The organism is Bradyrhizobium sp. BR13661 (genome assembly GCF_029892425.1).
GTDB lineage: Bacteria > Pseudomonadota > Alphaproteobacteria > Rhizobiales > Xanthobacteraceae > Bradyrhizobium.
Map to the genome: position 1 here is coordinate 34,617 of NZ_JARXWB010000042.1, position 17,129 is coordinate 51,745.

The following is a 17,129-nucleotide window of genomic DNA, read 5'->3' on the forward strand; positions in this document are numbered from 1 at the left end:
ACGGCACGGGAGCGGCACGCCGCTCCCGTGATACAGATCAAACAAGGCAAGACAAGCGGACCCTACGATCCGCATCAAACATGGGAGGGAATGCGATGAGCCAGCATCCTGCCTTGGCTTACCTGCCCAATTCCGAGAAGGGCAAGATCGTCACGGCGGCTGAGGCCGTCATGCTGATCCGCGACGGCGACACGGTCGCGACCGGCGGCTTCGTCGGCATTGGCTTTGCCGAGGAGATCGCGATCGCGCTGGAGGAACTGTATCTCTCCAACGAAAGCGATGCGCCCTACACGCAGGGCAAGCCGCGCAATCTGACGCTGGTCTATGCCGCGGGCCAGGGCGACGGCAAGCATAAGGGCCTCAATCATTTCGCACATGAGGGCCTCGTCCGCCGCGTGATCGGCGGGCATTGGGGCCTTGCGCCCAAGCTTCAGCAGCTCGCGATCGCGAACCAGATCGAGGCCTATAATCTGCCGCAGGGCGTGATCACGCATCTGTTTCGCGACATCGCGGCACACCGGCCGGGCCATATCACCCGTGTCGGCATGGGCACCTTCGTCGATCCCAGGCATGGCGGCGGCAAGCTGAACGCGCGCACCACCGAGGACATGGTGGAACTGATCACGCTGCGCGGCGAGGAGTGCCTGCTGTATCGGACGTTCCCGATCGATGTCGGCATCATCCGCGCCACCACTGGCGATCCCGACGGCAATTTGACCATGGAGAAGGAAGCGCTGACGCTGGAGGCGCTGGCAATTGCCATGGCCGCGCATAATTCCGGCGGCATCGTCATCGCCCAGGTCGAACGTGTCGCCGAGAGCGGCAGCCTCAACCCGCGTCAGGTCAAGATCCCCGGCGTGCTCGTCGATTGCGTCGTCGTGGCCAAGCCGGAGCATCACTGGCAGACGTTTGGCACGCAATATAGCCCTGCCTATTCCAGCGAGATCCGTGTGCGCACGGCCTCGCTGCCGGTGATGCCGCTGAGCGAGCGCAAGATCATCGCCCGCCGCGCTGCCTTCGAGCTGAAGGCCAACAGCGTCGTCAATCTCGGCATCGGCATGCCCGAGGGGATCGCTTCTGTTGCCAATGAAGAGCGCATCATCGACTTGATCACGCTGACCGCCGAGCCCGGCGTGATCGGCGGCATTCCCGCAAGCGGCATCGATTTCGGCGCGGCGATCAACACCCAGGCGGTGATCGACCAGCCCTATCAGTTCGACTTCTATGACGGCGGCGGGCTGGATGCCGCCTTCCTCGGGCTTGCGCAGGTCGATCGCACCGGCAATCTCAATGTCAGCAAGTTCGGGCCGAAGCTTGCCGGCGCCGGCGGCTTCATCAACATCAGCCAAAACGCCAAGGAGGTCGTATTCGTCGGCACTTTTGCCGCCGGGCGCCAGCGCATCGCGGTCAACGACGGCAAGCTTGCCATTGTCGAGGAAGCGAAGTCGCGCAAGTTCGTCGACAAGGTCGAGCACGTGACTTTCAGCGGGCCGTTCGCCGCCAAGCGCGGGCAGCGCGTGCTCTACGTCACCGAGCGCTGCGTGTTCGCGTTGCGACCCGGCGGGCTCGAACTTACGGAAGTCGCGCCCGGCATCGACATCGAACGCGACATCCTCAACCTGATGGATTTCAAGCCGCTGATCCCGCGCGAACCGGGCCTGATGGATGCACGCATTTTCCGCGACGGCCCCATGGATCTGCGCGAACGGCTGCTGACCATCCCGCTCGACCAGCGCTTCACCTTCGACGAGGAACAGAACCTGTTCTTCGTCAACCTCGAGCGCTACCCCCTGCGCAGCAAGACCGATATCGAAGAGATCGGGCGGATTGTCGCAACCAGGCTCGGCCCGCTCGGCCGCAAGGTCTACGCCATCGTCAACTATGACAACTTCTCGATCCTGCCGGAGCTGCTGGACGATTACTCGGCTATGGTGAGGAGCCTGGTCGACCGCTACTATTCCGGCGTGTCACGCTACACGACCTCGGGCTTCCTGCGCATCAAGCTCGGCGAGGCGCTGGAGCGGCGCGGCGTCGCGCCGCACATCTTCGAGAGTGCCGAGGAAGCCCGGTCGGACTGGCAGATCGAAGCGGGTGGCGCGACCGACGGAGCGCGGCTCGCGGCACGGCAGGGTCAAAAATAATGCAGAGCGTGCTGGCAGCGATCTCGGCCGTAAGGTCGAATTGCAATGTTCATCAAGCTATGCAAATCGCTGTTGCCCAATAAATTTAGACAGGAGGGACCATCGTGCGTCGATCACTCATCATAACAACAACCATTCTCGCCATGGCCGCGGTGACCTCCGCGCGCGCCGACGACCTCAAGATCGGATTGATCTACGGCAAGACCGGTCCGCTCGAGGCCTATGCCAAGCAGACCGAGACCGGCCTGCAGATGGGCTTCGAATACGCCACCAAGGGCACCATGACGCTCGACGGGCGCAAGATCGTCATCGTCACCAAGGACGACCAGGGCAAGCCGGACCTTGCCAAGGCCGCGCTTGCCGAAGCCTATCAGGACGACAAGGTCGACATCGCTGTCGGCACGACCTCATCGGCTGCGGCGTTGGCGATTCTTCCGGTGGCCGAGGAAAACAAGAAGATCCTGATCGTCGAGCCGGCGGCCGCGGACCAGATTACCGGCGAGAAGTGGAATCGCTACATCTTCCGCACGGGGCGCAATTCGTCGCAGGATGCGATCTCGAACGCGGTCGCGATCGGCAAGCAGGGCGTGACTGTCGCCACGCTGGCGCAGGACAACGCCTTCGGCCGCGACGGCGTCGCCGCTTTCAGAGAGGCGCTTGCCAAGACGGGTGCGACGCTCGCGACCGAGGAATACGCACCCGCCAACACGACCGACTTCACCGCCATCGGGCAACGCCTGTTCGACGCGCTGAAGGACAAGCCGGGCCGCAAGATCATCTGGATGATCTGGGCCGGCGCCGGCAACCCGCCGTCCAAGCTCCAGGACATGGATCCGAAGCGCTACGGCATCGAGCTCTCGACCGGCGGCAACATCCTGCCGGCGCTCGCCGCCTATAAGGGCCTGCCGGGCATGGAAGGCGCGACCTATTACTACTACGACATCCCCAAGAACCCGGTGAACGACTGGCTCGTCGCCGAGCACCAGAAGCGCTTCAAGGCGCCGCCGGATTTCTTCACCGCCGGCGGCTTTGCGGCCGCGATGTCCGTCGTCGCCGCCGTCACCAAGGCGAAGTCGACCGACACCGAGAAGCTTATCACGGCGATGGAAGGCATGGAGTTCGACACGCCGAAGGGCAAGATGGTGTTCCGGAAGGAAGACCATCAGGCGCTGCAGAGCATGTATCACTTCAAGGTCAAGGTCGATCCGAACGTCGCCTGGGCCGTGCTCGAGCCGGTGCGCGAGCTGAAGATCGAGGACATGGACGTTCCGATCAAGAACAAGCGTTGATCTTTCTTTCTTCACCTCTCCCGCTCTTGTCCGCCGAAGCTTTGGCGAAGGCGGGAGAGGCCGGTAGAGGGCTCTCACCTCTTGGGGTTCTCGCCCGCGGAGATACCCTCTCCCCTACCCTCCCCCGCAAGCGGGGGAGGGGCGCAGCGGTGCTAGCCGTCACACTCATCTCACCCATCGCAGACCCCAATGACGCTCTCTCTCGAAACCCGCGACCTCACCATCCGCTTCGGCGGGCATGTCGCCGTCAACAAGGTCAGCTGCACGTTCCGCCCGGGTGAGCTCACCGCCATCGTCGGGCCGAACGGCGCCGGCAAGACCACCTATTTCAACCTGATCTCGGGCCAGTTGCGTGCATCGAGCGGCAGCATCCTGTTTGACGGCACCGACATCACCCAGCATTCCGCACCACTGCGGACCCGTGCGGGTCTCGGGCGCGCGTTCCAGCTCACCAATTTGTTTCCCAATCTCACGGTGGAAGAAAACGTCCGCCTCGCGGTGCAGGCAGCCGATGGCACCCATTACGACATGCTGCGGCCCTGGATGGTCCGCCGCGATCTGATCGCGCGCGCCGACGCCATCCTCGACCAGGTCGCGCTCGGCAACCGCCGCGGTGTCGCCGCGACGGCGCTGTCGCATGGCGACCAGCGCAAGCTCGAGGTCGCGCTGATGATCGCGCTGGAGCCAAAAGTCTTCATGTTCGACGAGCCGACCGCCGGCATGAGCATCGACGAGGTGCCGGTCGTGCTGAATCTCATCGCCCAGCTCAAGCAGGACAAGAGCAAGATCATCCTGCTCGTCGAGCACAAGATGGACGTGGTGCGCTCGCTCGCCGACCGCATCATCGTGCTGCACAACGGCCAGCTCGTCGCCGACGGCCTACCTGCCGAGGTGATCGCCTCGCCGATCGTGCAGGAAGCCTATCTCGGCGTCGCACCCAAGAACGCTGCAGGGAGCGCGGCATGAGCGAGCTTCTCAATCTCTCCGGCGTGCACACCCATATCGGGCGCTATCACATCCTGCAGGGCATCGACCTCGCGGTGCCGCAGGGACAAGTGACGATGCTGCTCGGGCGCAACGGCGCCGGAAAGACCACGACGCTGCGCACCATCATGGGGCTGTGGCAAGCCTCCTCGGGCGAGATCACGCTCAGTGGCGAGCGCATCGAGAGCCGCGCCACGCCCGACATCGCGCGGCTCGGCGTCGGCTATGTGCCGGAGAGCATGGCGGTGTTCTCCGATCTCACGGTGAAGGAAAATCTCATCCTCGCCGCGCGCGACGCGGCAATGGATGACAAGCAGCTGGAATGGATTTTCGGCTTCTTCCCGGCGCTGCGCCGGTTCTGGCTGTCGCGCGCGGGCAGTCTCTCGGGTGGGCAGAAGCAGATGCTGTCGATCGCGCGCGCCATCATCGAGCCGCGCAAGCTGCTGCTGATCGACGAGCCGACCAAGGGCCTCGCGCCCGCGATCGTGATGGCGCTGATCGAGTGCCTGAAGGAGATCAAGCGCAAGGGCGCGACCATTCTCCTGGTCGAACAGAATTTCTTTGCCGCCCGCGAGCTCGGCGACAGCGTGCTGGTGATGGACAACGGCACCATCGTCCATCGCGGCGAGATGGCGGCCTTGGCCTCCGACGTGCCGCTGCAGGAGCGGCTGCTGGGCCTGAGCCTGGAGGCGCATCAATGACGGACCTCGCCGCATCGGATCCGCTGCCGAAGCCGAAGCGCGACCTCGCGCCGGTCCTGCTGCCGATCGCGCTCGCGCTCGTCATGATCCCGCTGGTCGGCTCACCCTCGACCTGGCTGACGCTGACGGCCGCGAGCCTCGCCATGGGCATGATAATCTTCATCATGGCATCCGGGCTGACGCTGGTGTTCGGCCTGATGGACGTGCTGAATTTCGGCCACGGCGCCTTCATCGCGGTCGGCGCCTATGTCGCAACGCTGGTGTTCGCGCCGTTCGCGGCCTCCGTGCAGGCCGATTCGCTCTGGATCAACCTTGCAGTGCTGGCGCCGGCGGCGCTGCTCTCGATGGCCGTCTCCGGCGCGCTCGGCCTGGTCGTCGAGCGCGTGCTGATCCTGCCCGTCTACGGCCAGCACCTGAAGCAGATCCTGATGACGACCGGCGGGCTGATCGTGGCGGAGCAGACGCTCTATGCGCTGTGGGGACCGCAGATCATCCCGATGCCGCTGCCATCATCGCTGCGCGGCTCCTTCATCTTCGGCGACGTCGCGATCGCAAAGTACCGCGTGCTGGCGACGCTGATCGGGCTTGCGGTCTTCGTCGCGATCCAGCTCGTGCTCAACCGCACCAAGCTCGGCCTCTTGATCCGCGCCGGCGTCGAGAACCGCGAGATGGTCGAGGCGCTCGGCTATCGCATCCGGCGGCTGTTCCTCGGCGTGTTCATGACGGGGTCGGCGCTGGCCGGCCTCGGCGGCGTGATGTGGGCGCTGTATCGCGAGCAGGTCCATGCCTCCATGAGCGACGAGCTCACGGTGTTGATCTTCGTCGTGGTCATCATCGGCGGCCTCGGCTCGATCGGCGGCTGCTTCATCGGCGCGATCCTGGTGGCGATGGTCGCCAATTACGGCGGCTTCCTGGTGCCGAAACTCGCTCTCGTTTCCAACATCCTGCTGATGGTCGCCATTCTGATGTGGCGGCCGCGCGGCCTCTATGCGGTGACCAGCCGATGATGATTTTGTCAGGCGATCCGCCGCGCAGCCGCGTGCTCACGCTTCTTCTCGTCGTCATCATCCTGGCGCTGGCGGCAACGCCGTTCCTGTTCCCGGGCGCCAAGGCGCTGAACGTCGCGGCCAAGATCTGCGTGTTTGCCGCGCTGGTGGCATCCTACGATCTGCTGCTCGGCTATACCGGCACGGTGTCGTTCGCGCACACCATGTTCTACGGCATCGGCAGCTACGCAATTGCGATCGCGCTGTACGGCATGGGACCGAACTGGGCCGCGGTCGCTTCAGGCATCGTCGTCGGCCTGCCGCTCGCCGCGCTGCTGGCGCTCGCCATCGGTCTGTTCTCGCTGCGGGTGGCGGCGATCTTCTTTGCGATGATCACGCTCGCTGTCGCCTCCGCCTTCCAGGTGTTGGCCTCGCAGCTCTCCTGGCTCACCGGCGGCGAAGATGGGCGCAGCTTTCAGCTGCCCGAGCTGCTGCGCCCCGGCACGGTGCTGATCTCCAAAAGCCTGTTCGGCTTCGAGATCAACGGCCGCATCCTGACCTTCTATCTGGTGTTCGCGGTCTCGGCCCTGATGATCCTCGCGCTGCTGCGCGTGGTGAACTCGCCGTTCGGCCGCGTGCTGCAGGCGATCCGCGAGAACCGCTTTCGCGCCGAGGCGCTCGGCTTCCGCACCGTGTTTCATCTCACCTACGCCAACTGCCTCGCGGCCCTGGTCGCCGCCAGCGCCGGCATTCTCAATGCGCTGTGGCTGCGCTATGCGGGACCGGACACCTCGCTCAGCTTCTCCATCATGCTGGACATCCTGCTGATGGTCGTGATCGGCGGCATGGGCACGATCTACGGCGCGATCATCGGCGCCACGATCTTCATCCTCGCCCAGAACTATCTGCAGTCGCTGATGGGCGTCGCCTCGAAAGCGGCGAGCGAGGCGGGTCTGCCGCTGCTGCCGGGGCTGCTGCATCCCGATCGCTGGCTGCTCTGGCTCGGGCTGCTGTTCATCGCCAGCGTTTATTTCTTCCCGACCGGTGTGGTTGGGCGGCTGCGCAACGGCCGTGGCGAGAAGAGCGCCGGCACCTCGCATTAAGCGTCCATTAACGATGCAGCGCAGCGCGCGTTCCACGCCGCGCGCAACCAACGCGTGACGCGCGGCGCTCCCGCGTTGCTGGATATCCATACTATTGCGCAACTGGTTTAAGCCATGGGTAACCGGCTTTCCTAAGCATTGCGCCATCTGTCCGTAGTATTTCTCATCCTCCAGGGGAGTGGGATGCGCCAGGTTTTTGCTCGGATGGCAGCTGCGATGGTCCTGGCCGCGAAAGGCGGCCGGGACGCGGCCATGCGGCGGGGCCCGGTGCTGTGGTTGACGCTCTCGGGCGCCTTGCTGGTCGCCGGCATTTTTGCCGTGACTGCAATGGCCGTCAGCGAGTTTCGCGAGCGCACGCTGGCCAACCGCGAGCGCGAGCTGGAAAACACCGTGCAGCTGATCGCGCGGCACTTCGATCAGCAGTTTGAGGATTCCGACGTCGTCGCCGCCGAATTGATCGGGCAAATGCACCTGCCTGATATCACCTCGCCGCAGATGTTCCGCGAGCGCATGTCGGGGCCTGAGGCCCACCGCATGTTGCGCGGCAAGATCAGCGTGGTCTCCTATCTCGGCGACATCGCGATCTACGATGCCGACGGCGAGCTGATCGCCTGGTCGCGTGCGCAGCCGCTGCCCAAAATCAACATCGCCTCGCGAGCCTATTTCCAGTCGTTCAAGACGAACCCCACGTCCGAGCCGGTGCTGCTGGAGTCCGTGCGCAGCTTCCTGATTGGCAAGTGGACCACGGTCGTCGCACGGCGGCTGAGCCTGCCGGACGGCACCTTCGTCGGCGTGCTGGTCCGGCGAATCGATCCCGACAGCTACCAGCGCTATTTCGCCTCGGTCGCGCTGGCCGAGGGAGCCGCGATCACGCTGTTCGACCGCGAGGGCATCATGCTGGCGCGCTACCCGCATGTCGAATCGATGATCGGGGCCAACTACAAGAACGCGCCGCTGATGCAGAAGGTACTGACCCGCGGGGGGCAGCATACGCTCCGCGTCAAGAGCCCGGTCGACGGCACGGAGAAGCTCGGCTCGGCTGTCTCGCTGACTCATTTCCCGCTGGTCATTATGGCCACCAACACCGTGTCGGCCGCGCTTGCCGACTGGCGGCAGCAGACCGGTTTCATGGTCACCACCGCGACGCTGTCGGCCGCCGTGATCGCGCTGATCCTGTTCCTGATCATCCGGCAGATCGTCAGGCAGAACCGCGAGGCCCAGCAACGGCTGGAGGCGGAACGGCTGCGGCTCGACACCGCCCTCAACAACATGTCGCAGGGGCTGATCCTGTACGACGCGGGCGGCTATATCGTCACCTGCAATCGCCGCTACGCCGACATGTTCGGCCTGTCGCACGACGTGATCAAGCCCGGCTGTCACATCCGTGAGGCGATGTATCATCGTCAGGAGCGCGGCGCGTTCGACGGTGACGTCGAGGCGTTTTGCGCCGAGGTCATGAGGGTCGCCGCCGAAGGCACGGTGTCGACGCTGACTCATCAGCTGGCCAACGGCCGCGCCTTCCAGGTCATCAACACGCCGCTCGTACAGGGCGGATGGGTCGCCACGATCGAGGAGATCACCGAGCGCCGCAACCTGGAACAGGAGCGCGACCGCAACTACACCTTCCTGAGCGAGATCATCGACCACATCCCCTCGCAGATCACCGTGAAGGACGCCCGTACGCGGCAATATCTGCTGCTCAACGTCGTCGCCGAGCAGCTGTTCGGCCAGTCCCGTCAGGACGTCGTCGGCAAGACCGCCTTCGACATCTTCCCCGAGGGGGCCGCCGCCCACATCACCGACGACGACAGCATGGCGCTGAAATCGGCCAAGGGATTGTTCAAGGACGAGCACGCCTGGCAGATGCCCGGCATGGGCCTGCGCTACATTACCTCGACCCGTATCGGCATCAACGACGGCGCCGGCGAGCCGCGCTATCTCATTCATGTCATCGACGACGTCACCGAGCGTCGGCGCGCCGACGAGAAGATCGCGCATATGGCGCATTACGATGCGCTGACCGACCTGCCGAACCGGACCCTGTTCCGCCAGCAGATCGAACGCGAGCTGGCGAACGTCGCCGATGGCTGCCAATTCGCCCTGCTCTACATCGACGTCGACGAATTCAAGGGCATCAACGATTCGCTTGGCCACCACGTCGGCGACGAGCTGCTGAAAGCGATCGCGGGGCGCATCCGCGCCTGCCTCAAGCCGGGTGACCTGATCGCGCGCCTCGGCGGCGACGAGTTTGCCGTGATCCAGACCAAGATCGAATCGTCCACCGACGTGCTGGCCTTCGTGACGCGGATCCATGAAGCGATCCGCCGCCCCTATCACTGCCTCGGCCACCAGCTCTCCACCGACGCCAGCATCGGCATCGCGCTGGCGCCGCAGGACGGCGCCGATCTCGACCAGCTCATCAAGAACGCCGACCTCGCGATGTACGGCGCCAAGGCGGAAGGACGACGGACCTATCGCTTCTTCGTGCCGGAGATGGATGCGAGCGCCAAGGCCCGTCTCAGCCTGGAGCAGGATCTGCGTCAGGCGCTGGTCAATGGCGGTTTCGAGATCCACTACCAGCCGCTGGTCAATCTGCACTCGGGCGAAGTCTCCGGCTGCGAGGCGCTGCTGCGCTGGCGCCATCCCGAACGCGGCATGGTGTCACCGGTCGAATTCATTCCGATTGCCGAGGACACCGGCCTGATCAATGAGCTCGGCGACTGGGTGCTGCGCACGGCCTGCAACGAGGCCGCGACCTGGCCCGCCCATGTGCGCCTTGCCGTCAACGTCTCGCCGGTGCAGCTCAAATGCGACACGCTGGCGCTGCGAATCGCGGGCGCGCTGGCCGCCTCCGGCCTCGCGCCGCACCGGCTCGAGCTCGAGATCACCGAGGCCGTGCTGATCCGCGACGACGAGGCGGCGCTCTCGATCCTGCACCAGCTCCGCTCGATCGGTGTGCGCATTGCGCTCGACGATTTCGGCACCGGCTATTCCTCCTTGAGCTATCTGAAACGCTTCCCGTTCGACAAGATCAAGATCGACCGCTGTTTCGTCGCCGACATCGCCGAAACCAGCGAGTCACCCGTGATCGTGCAGGCGGTGGTGAACATCGCCTCCGCCAGCAACATGACGACCGTTGCCGAGGGCGTCGAGACCGAAGCCCAGCGCGAAATGTTGCGCAACCTGGGCTGCACGGAAATGCAGGGCTATCTGTTCAGCAAGCCGAGGCCGGCGGCCGAGGTGCGCGGGCTGTTCGGCCCGCGCGATATCATTCCTGTCGCAGCGGTGGCCTGACATGGCAAAGCTCGTCAAGGCTCCCGCGAAGACCTTTGATGTCGCCGATTCCTACGCCGTGCGGCTGATGCAGCATCTGGTGGTGCCGACCTTCGTGATCGATCCGAAGCGGCGCGTCGTGATCTGGAACAGGGCCTGCGAACGGCTGACGGGCGTTGCCGCCTCCGAGGTGATCGGCACGACGAAGCACTGGCAGGCCTTCTACGAGACCAAGCGCCCCTGCCTCGCCGATATCGTCGCGCTCGACCGCCCCGAGCAGCTGCCGGAATTCTATTCGGAATACTCCGCACGCGGCCACAACGGGCTCGGCTTCAGCGCCGAGAATTGGTGCGTGATGCCGAAGCTCGGCAGCCAGCTTTATCTTGCGATCGACGCCGGCCCGATCCACGACGAGGCGGGCAATCTGATCGCCGTGGTCGAGACGCTGCGCGATCTCACCGACCAGAAGCGCGCCGAGATGGCGCTGAAAGAGCTCGCGAGCAAGGACGGGCTGACCGGGCTTTCGAACCGTCGCTCGTTCGACCAGATGCTGATGACCGAATGGGCGCGCGCGCAACGGACGCAAAAGCCGCTGGCGCTGCTGTTCGTCGACGTCGATCATTTCAAGCTATTCAACGACGCGCACGGCCACCAGACCGGCGACGAGTGCCTGCGCGAGGTCGCGCGCGTGGTCAGCCGCCATGCGGTACGCCCGCTCGACCTGGCCAGCCGCTATGGCGGCGAGGAATTCGCGCTGATCCTGCCTGAGATGAGCCGCGACGATGCCTGCGCCATCGCCGAGGAGATCCGCAGCGCCGTGTTTGCCTTGCAGATCACCCATGGCGCCGATGGCGCCGGCGATCACGTCACCCTCAGTGTCGGCGTCGCCAGTCACGTCCCCGGCGAGGCCGATGGCGCCCCCAATGGCCTGCTGGGTGCAGCCGATCAGGCGCTCTACGCCGCCAAGCGGCTCGGCCGCAACCGCGTCGTCTGCTCCGAGCGGATGCTGGCCGAACTCGCAGGCCTCGGCCGGGATGACGCGGCGGTTCCTGCCATCACCTCGCGCAAATCGGCCTGAAGCGCCGATCTTGCCTTTTGACGTCCGACGTCGCGGTCGCGCTGGGCGAGGCCAGCCTCTGTCGAAACCAAGACCGTGAAAACAACCCCATGCACAGTAGACGGCGGTCGTGGAATCAAAGGCTTAGCAGGAGCACAACCGATCCGACGGAAGCCCGCATGGAACGCCGCGAAATCCGGGATTTTCCCCGTGCGAATAGACCTCTCCGAAATACGCGACGTCGCCGATTTCGGAAAATCCGTTGACGCGTCGGGCAAAACAGTGGCATGATGGCATCATCGCAAGATCAAGGGACCGGTTGCCCACCCCTCGCCATTAGGCTATTGAGGCCTCGCTGCACCCGTAGCTCAGCTGGATAGAGCGTTGCCCTCCGAAGGCAAAGGTCACACGTTCGAATCGTGTCGGGTGCGCCACTTCGGTACAGATCTGCGAACACCGCCGGATGCCACGACGCGGCCGGCAACCGCCTGCTCTAGCGTCGCTTTATCTCCGACGATGCGGATGACGTGGTCGTCGACCTCGATCTGGTCAACGACACTCCGGATGTAGGCCTTACGGAAGGGGATATCGCCGGAGGTGATGTTCTCGCGCATGGCCCGTCCGAAACGCTCGATGGCTTCTGAATCAAACACGGTGGCGCCGGCCGTCTGGGACTTGATCCGTTCGAGTGCTGTCTTGGCACGATCGCGGTCGAGCTTGAGGCTCGCGATCCGCTGCTTGAGGACCTCATCGAGATCCGTAATCCCTTCCTCGACCATTTTGTAAAGGCGTTTCAATCTCTCGTCCGCCTCGGTGACTTCCGTCTGAAGGGTGGAGACGCGCCGATCGATCTCGATCGCCTTTTCGGCTCTCCTGGCCGAAACCGAGGCCAGAATCGCCGTCAATCGCTCCGGGTTAAACAGGCGATCCACCAGGTGGGTGGTTACCAGATCGTCCAGCTTCTTCATCGGGATCGAACGTCCCTTGCAGGCCATCTTGCCTTGGCGGACGCAGGTCGAGCAGGTGTAATATTTGTGAACGGTGCCGGACTTTGATGTTCCCGTGCGCAAGGTCATCGCCCCGCTACAGGATGCGCAGATGGTCAGACCGGTTAGGAGAATTGGACCGGTGACGCTGCGAGGTGCAGCGACGCGCGGATCCCGGCTTTTGAGCGAGGCGGCAACCGCATCGAATTCATTGTTGGGGATGATCGGCGGAACGTCGACTTCGATATGTTCGCTGCCGGGCTTCTCGCGCCCGGTCTTGGCGCAACGCTTGTTGAAGACCCATTTGCCGATATAGACCGTATTGGTCAAAATCTTATGCACGGCGGCAACGCCGAACAACCCGCCGGTGCGAGTGCGGTATCCGTTTTTGTTCAGCCAGGTCGCGCTTGCCTTGACGCCGAGCGGCCCGGATTTGCCGTCGCCGAGCCGATGGAGCTTAAAAATCGTCTTGACGGTTTCGGCTTCGACAACGTCGACGCAGAGTCGTTTCTTGATGCGCGCGCCTCGTTTCTCGACCTCCTCCACCGCATAGCCGAGGGGAATAGGCGAGCCGTTATAAAAGCCCTGGCGCGCATTTTCCTTCATTGCACGCAGAACATGCTTCGAGTTCTCCCGCGACTGATATTCGTCGAACAAGGCGATGATCTGCCGCATCATCACTTGCGCCGGGTCATCTCCCAGTTCCTGCGTGATCGACACGAGCCGAACACCGTGCTTGGCAAGTCGGCGAACGTACATTTCGAGGCCGAAGGCATCGCGGAAAAATCGACTAAAACTGTGCACGACGATGACATCGAACGGATGATCGTCGTCACATGCGCGCTCGATCATGCGCTGAAACTCGGCGCGATCTTCCTCCATGCCCGAGGCGCCCGCATCGACATATTCAGAGGCGGATTTCCAGCTGCGCGCCTTACAGTAATTTAAAAAGCTTTTCCGCTGGTCCGGGATGGACAGGTCCGATTCCGCCTGTCTCCCCGTGGATACCCGAAGGTAAGCGCAAGCGCGCAGGTTCGCGGCGTCGGGGCTTTTATTGTTTGCACGATCGGATTGATCTAACTCGACGCTCATGACTTGGACTCTATTTCCGCCAGCTCAAGACGGACAAGGCCGGGCACGTTCAACTATGCCCATTCCGCGAATCGTCGTCAAACTGCTATTTTTCGCGGGTTTTTGATTGTGCGCTCAGCAGAATTGGACAATCAGGCAATTGAGGCGAGGGTGACGGCGGATACAGATCGCGGCGTACGTCCCGACAAATCCAACGATTGCGCGAGAAGAGGCGTCGCGCTCATCATAGTCGGTGGAGCGCTCGTTATCCAATTCGATTTTCGACATCGAGTTCAGAGGCCGCACTTCGAAATCAACATCGCCCCTCTTGAACGCGCTTTTGATCCTTTCGAATTGCTGGAAGTCGCAAAGATGGATTTCGACATATGCTTTACAGTCGAGCGCGCGTTTCAGCACGGCGACTTCGGCCAGCAGGCTGCGATGGGCGCAGGCGGCCGCAAGCGGTGCGGCCGTTTCGATGGCGTCGCCCACAAAGCGCTTCAACAGCAGCTCGCTGGAGGCGAGTATGTTCCGGGCGTTTTCGGCGTTGGTCATGTGCGTCATTTTCTTCCTCTTTTGGAGTTGTGAGTGCTTTGCTGTGATGGTCGTTAGAGGGTCTGCAGTCAGCTAATGGTCGCGGGTGGCGCCTCCGAGAATTTCGTCGAGTAACTCCCCGAGGAACGTTTCCAGCACGTCGATTTCGGCCTGGGTCACCGGGATGATGTCGGGCCAGGTGTCGACGACTGGGAACGGGTCTGTGGAAACTGTCGCCGGGCTCGCATCACTCGTTGCTGCCGGAGCGAAGCCGGTACAGTCCAAGGGATCGGTGCGTTGGCGAGAGAGGGGCTCAGTCAAAGGATGCCTCCCTCGACTTGCTCCGCTTTTGCTGGGTCTCAGGCTCTAGTGATAGACCGGTAAAGCCGGCCTCTCGACGAACCGCAACATCGAGCTCGATCGCGTCAAGGGTGGTCTCTCGAACATGGGCCAGGGATAGTCGCTTTGCGAGCCAGGCGAGTCGCTCTTCGGAAGAAGGCGCAGTAGCTTTTACCTGCTGGTCCAGCGGAAGCTCAGCCGCAATGCTTTTGTCAATCGAGGTGGCGTCGATAACAAAATTGGTCGACTTGCGGGCGCGACTGGCCGCGACATAGATCTGGTGGCGATCGAATGCGGGATCGACGAATACGATCGCGTTATCAACCGTCACCCCCTGGGCTTGATAGGTCGTCGATGCGTACGCCCAGCTGAGGCGTGCCCGCCCCTTGTGGTCCGCAATATCGTCGGGGCTGAACGTGATGCGGCGTCCCGCAACCAAAGCTTCGATCCGGACCGTCTGCTGCTCGTCCGGGGTATCTGTCAGGATCCGCTTGACGCCGAGGACGGTACCTATTGTTCCATTGATGACGCCGAGGGCGTCATTTCGCGTTCGGAAGCAAATGCGATCGCCCCTTGCCAAGGCGAGCTTGGTCGCTTGCCCCGAGGGGGTCACCGCAGCAAAAACAACGTCCGGACCTGTGATGCGGCCTTCTGAACGCAAAATGCCGCGGACGGCCACGGAAATCGCGCTGACGTCGGCGTTTGTCCGGGCCAGCAGCAAGGGCTCGCTGGCCGGGTGCGCTGCACGCTTTTCGCGCCAGCTCTCGACCATCGTTGCGATCGTAGCCGAATAGCCGTCGGCCTCCTTGAGATGGCCGTGGTGAGCGTATTCCGTCAGCGCCTCCTCGGCGCGGCCGTTGCCGAAAGCATGAATGGCGTCGCGCTGCCACTGATCGTGCTGACGCACGATCGTCTCCACGCGCGCGGTCTCGATCGCGCGTTGAACCAGGCTGAGACCCGGCCCGCCGATGGCCTGCAGTTGCTTCGGGTCGCCCACACAGATGAGCTTCGCGCCCGCTCGTTCGACGGTCGCCAGCAACAATGCCATATCGCGCGAATTGACGAGCCCGGCCTCGTCAAGGACGAGCACGTCACCAGGCCGCAAGAAGTCGCCGCCGTGACGCGCTTTTTCGAGCCACGAGGCGAGCGCCCGCGCAGGAATCGAAAAATCGCTCTGAAGGGCTGTGGCCGTCTTCCACGCTGTCGCGGCGCCCAGTACACGTCGCTGCCCGCTTTCCTCGTACAGAGCAACGACAGGACCAATGGTCGTTGTCTTACCCGAGCCCGGCGCGCCAGCAACCACGGTGATCGCGGAGGCCCCGGCCATCGCGAGGGCCGCCTCGATTTGCTCGCCACTGAGGCCGGCCTGCGCGCACCGAGCACGAACGCGGTCCGCATCCAGCGCAAAGCCATCGCGCGCGGCGAGGCGAGCTGCGCAGGCCACTACCTCACGCTCCAACACCAACATCTCTGGCGTCGAGTAACGCGGCCGGTCGAGTTGGTCCCGCCCGATCTCCACGAAGGCTTGCGTGTCGAGCAGTCGCTGGATCTCGACATCGATCTGCGTTGTCGGCAAACCTGTTCCGACAAGGGCCGAGGCGACTGCGCGCAGCAGGTCCTTGCGCTCGATGACCGATTGATTTTCGGTCAGCAGCCGCGGCAATTCGGTGAGGCGTTCCGCCAGCAGGCGTTCCGAGGCCTCGTGATCGAGAATGTGATCGGGGTGGCGCAGATTATCGACGTAGTGTTCGACGTCGATACCGTGCGCCTTGGCGGCTTCCGCCCAGATTTCCTCCCGGTGGCGAGATGCCACCTTGTCTTTCGAGCCCCGGGTCGCCTTCGCGATCGCGCCGGCCAGCGCGGGCGCCTCCGTGCTGGCGAGCCCATATTTTTTGAGCTCGTTTTTGATTTCCTGCCTGCGCCCCGAAAAATAGTCGATGTGGGCCTGGTCAACACCTTTGATCTCGAAGACGCCGTTGGGACCGATGCGATCGATCTCGAATCCGAGAGCCTGCACCTCATAGGCCCATGCGGCGTGCACCTGAGCGCCCAGGGTCATTTTGAGGTCGCGCTGTGCGATCGAGTGCAAACCGCCCACCGTGCCATCTGCACGCGTTGCCAAATTCAGGGCAACGCAGTGTAGGTGCCAGTTTGGGTCCGCAAAGAATTTTCCGTCGTCATGAACGCTGGGGCGGCTTTCGCCGTGGCGATACATGGCCGCCGAGAGGGGCACACGTTCGACGCGAATCCCATTGCGACCGCGGCGGGCGTAAGTTCCCTCGCGTTCGAGCAAATCGAGCGATGTTCTGGCTGCGCGAGCTAATGCTTGATCGAGTTCTGTGCGCAGCTCGGGGGACGCCAGCGCCCAGATCAGTGCCAGTGAGCGCGGGACGGAAAACGTGATGTCATAGGCCGGAACACGATTGCCGCGCCGACCGGGCGCGCTTGAGTTCAGTGGCGTCCCATCTGCCGCCAACCCGGCATACAGTCGCTGAAACACCACGGGATCGACTTGTGCGCCGTCGACCAGACCGAAGTCGCCTTGCGGCGCGTACCAGACGCCCGGCGGCTCCCGGCCGCCTTCGTAGTATGAGCCACGCCGATCCCGCTCGGCTTCCCGAGGGTAGTAACTGGCGTCGGCAGCGATGCTCCAGGTTGCGACCAC

At 63.5% G+C, this 17,129-nt stretch carries 12 protein-coding genes and 1 tRNA gene; 9 read left to right on the forward strand and 4 right to left on the reverse strand.

Annotation, left to right across the window (positions count from 1 at the left end; translation table 11 throughout):
* Nucleotides 1–95 precede the first annotated feature (95 nt).
* From M2427_RS38315 to M2427_RS38355, 9 genes are all read left to right on the forward strand, one after another.
* Nucleotides 96–2,141 (forward strand): acyl CoA:acetate/3-ketoacid CoA transferase, encoded by a 2,046-nt coding sequence (locus M2427_RS38315; protein ID WP_280711993.1) that lies wholly within the window; start codon nt 96–98, stop codon nt 2,139–2,141.
* A 104-nt stretch (nt 2,142–2,245) separates the two neighbouring features.
* Nucleotides 2,246–3,430 (forward strand): substrate-binding domain-containing protein, encoded by a 1,185-nt coding sequence (locus tag M2427_RS38320; RefSeq protein ID WP_280711994.1) that lies wholly within the window; start codon nt 2,246–2,248, stop codon nt 3,428–3,430.
* A gap of 189 nt (nt 3,431–3,619) precedes the next feature.
* Complete coding sequence (locus tag M2427_RS38325) at nt 3,620–4,396, forward strand: ABC transporter ATP-binding protein (protein WP_280711995.1); 777 nt, start codon at nt 3,620–3,622, stop codon at nt 4,394–4,396.
* Nucleotides 4,393–5,115: an ABC transporter ATP-binding protein gene (locus M2427_RS38330; protein WP_280711996.1), complete on the forward strand. Its 723-nt coding sequence runs from the start codon at nt 4,393–4,395 to the stop codon at nt 5,113–5,115. The genes M2427_RS38325 and M2427_RS38330 overlap by 4 nt, the downstream gene beginning before the upstream one ends.
* Nucleotides 5,112–6,122 carry a branched-chain amino acid ABC transporter permease gene (locus M2427_RS38335; protein ID WP_280711997.1) on the forward strand — a complete coding sequence of 337 codons (1,011 nt, stop codon included), beginning with the start codon at nt 5,112–5,114 and terminating at the stop codon, nt 6,120–6,122. The genes M2427_RS38330 and M2427_RS38335 overlap by 4 nt, the downstream gene beginning before the upstream one ends.
* The gene (locus tag M2427_RS38340) at nt 6,119–7,204 is read left to right on the forward strand and encodes a branched-chain amino acid ABC transporter permease (protein WP_280711998.1); all 1,086 of its coding nucleotides are present in this window, start codon (nt 6,119–6,121) and stop codon (nt 7,202–7,204) included. The genes M2427_RS38335 and M2427_RS38340 overlap by 4 nt, the downstream gene beginning before the upstream one ends.
* A 183-nt stretch (nt 7,205–7,387) precedes the next feature.
* A complete protein-coding gene (locus M2427_RS38345; protein ID WP_280711999.1) occupies nt 7,388–10,498 on the forward strand; it encodes an EAL domain-containing protein in 3,111 nt (1,036 codons plus the stop codon).
* A gap of 1 nt (nt 10,499) precedes the next feature.
* Nucleotides 10,500–11,555 carry a diguanylate cyclase gene (locus M2427_RS38350; RefSeq protein ID WP_280712000.1) on the forward strand — a complete coding sequence of 352 codons (1,056 nt, stop codon included), beginning with the start codon at nt 10,500–10,502 and terminating at the stop codon, nt 11,553–11,555.
* Nucleotides 11,556–11,891: 336 nt separating this feature from the next.
* Nucleotides 11,892–11,968: transfer RNA gene (locus M2427_RS38355), tRNA-Arg, on the forward strand.
* Here M2427_RS38355 and M2427_RS38360 read toward each other — a convergent pair.
* The 4 genes from M2427_RS38360 to mobF all read right to left on the reverse strand — a co-directional run bounded on the left by M2427_RS38360 (nt 11,939) and on the right by mobF (nt 17,129).
* Nucleotides 11,939–13,612 (reverse strand): recombinase family protein, encoded by a 1,674-nt coding sequence (locus M2427_RS38360; protein WP_280712001.1) that lies wholly within the window; start codon nt 13,610–13,612, stop codon nt 11,939–11,941. The genes M2427_RS38355 and M2427_RS38360 overlap by 30 nt on opposite strands.
* A 114-nt stretch (nt 13,613–13,726) precedes the next feature.
* A complete protein-coding gene (locus tag M2427_RS38365) occupies nt 13,727–14,155 on the reverse strand; it encodes a hypothetical protein (RefSeq protein ID WP_280712002.1) in 429 nt (142 codons plus the stop codon).
* Nucleotides 14,156–14,218: 63 nt separating this feature from the next.
* On the reverse strand, nt 14,219–14,446 hold the full coding sequence (locus M2427_RS38370; RefSeq protein WP_280712003.1) for a hypothetical protein: 228 nt from the start codon (nt 14,444–14,446) through the stop codon (nt 14,219–14,221).
* Entirely contained in the window at nt 14,439–17,129 is a 2,691-nt protein-coding gene (gene mobF / locus M2427_RS38375) for a MobF family relaxase (RefSeq protein ID WP_280712004.1), read from the reverse strand. Before mobF ends, M2427_RS38370 begins: the two co-directional genes overlap by 8 nt.

Excerpts from the sequence above, each read along its gene's own strand:
- M2427_RS38315 (WP_280711993.1), top strand. The coding sequence starts at position 96 with ATGAGCCAGCATCCTGCCTTGGCTTACCTGCCCAATTCCGAGAAGGGC.
- M2427_RS38325 (WP_280711995.1), top strand. The coding sequence starts at position 3,620 with ATGACGCTCTCTCTCGAAACCCGCGACCTCACCATCCGCTTCGGCGGG.
- M2427_RS38330 (WP_280711996.1), top strand. The coding sequence starts at position 4,393 with ATGAGCGAGCTTCTCAATCTCTCCGGCGTGCACACCCATATCGGGCGC.
- M2427_RS38335 (WP_280711997.1), top strand. The coding sequence starts at position 5,112 with ATGACGGACCTCGCCGCATCGGATCCGCTGCCGAAGCCGAAGCGCGAC.
- M2427_RS38340 (WP_280711998.1), top strand. The coding sequence starts at position 6,119 with ATGATGATTTTGTCAGGCGATCCGCCGCGCAGCCGCGTGCTCACGCTT.
- M2427_RS38345 (WP_280711999.1), top strand. The coding sequence starts at position 7,388 with ATGCGCCAGGTTTTTGCTCGGATGGCAGCTGCGATGGTCCTGGCCGCG.
- M2427_RS38350 (WP_280712000.1), top strand. The coding sequence starts at position 10,500 with ATGGCAAAGCTCGTCAAGGCTCCCGCGAAGACCTTTGATGTCGCCGAT.
- M2427_RS38360 (WP_280712001.1), bottom strand. The coding sequence starts at position 13,612 with ATGAGCGTCGAGTTAGATCAATCCGATCGTGCAAACAATAAAAGCCCC.
- M2427_RS38365 (WP_280712002.1), bottom strand. The coding sequence starts at position 14,155 with ATGACGCACATGACCAACGCCGAAAACGCCCGGAACATACTCGCCTCC.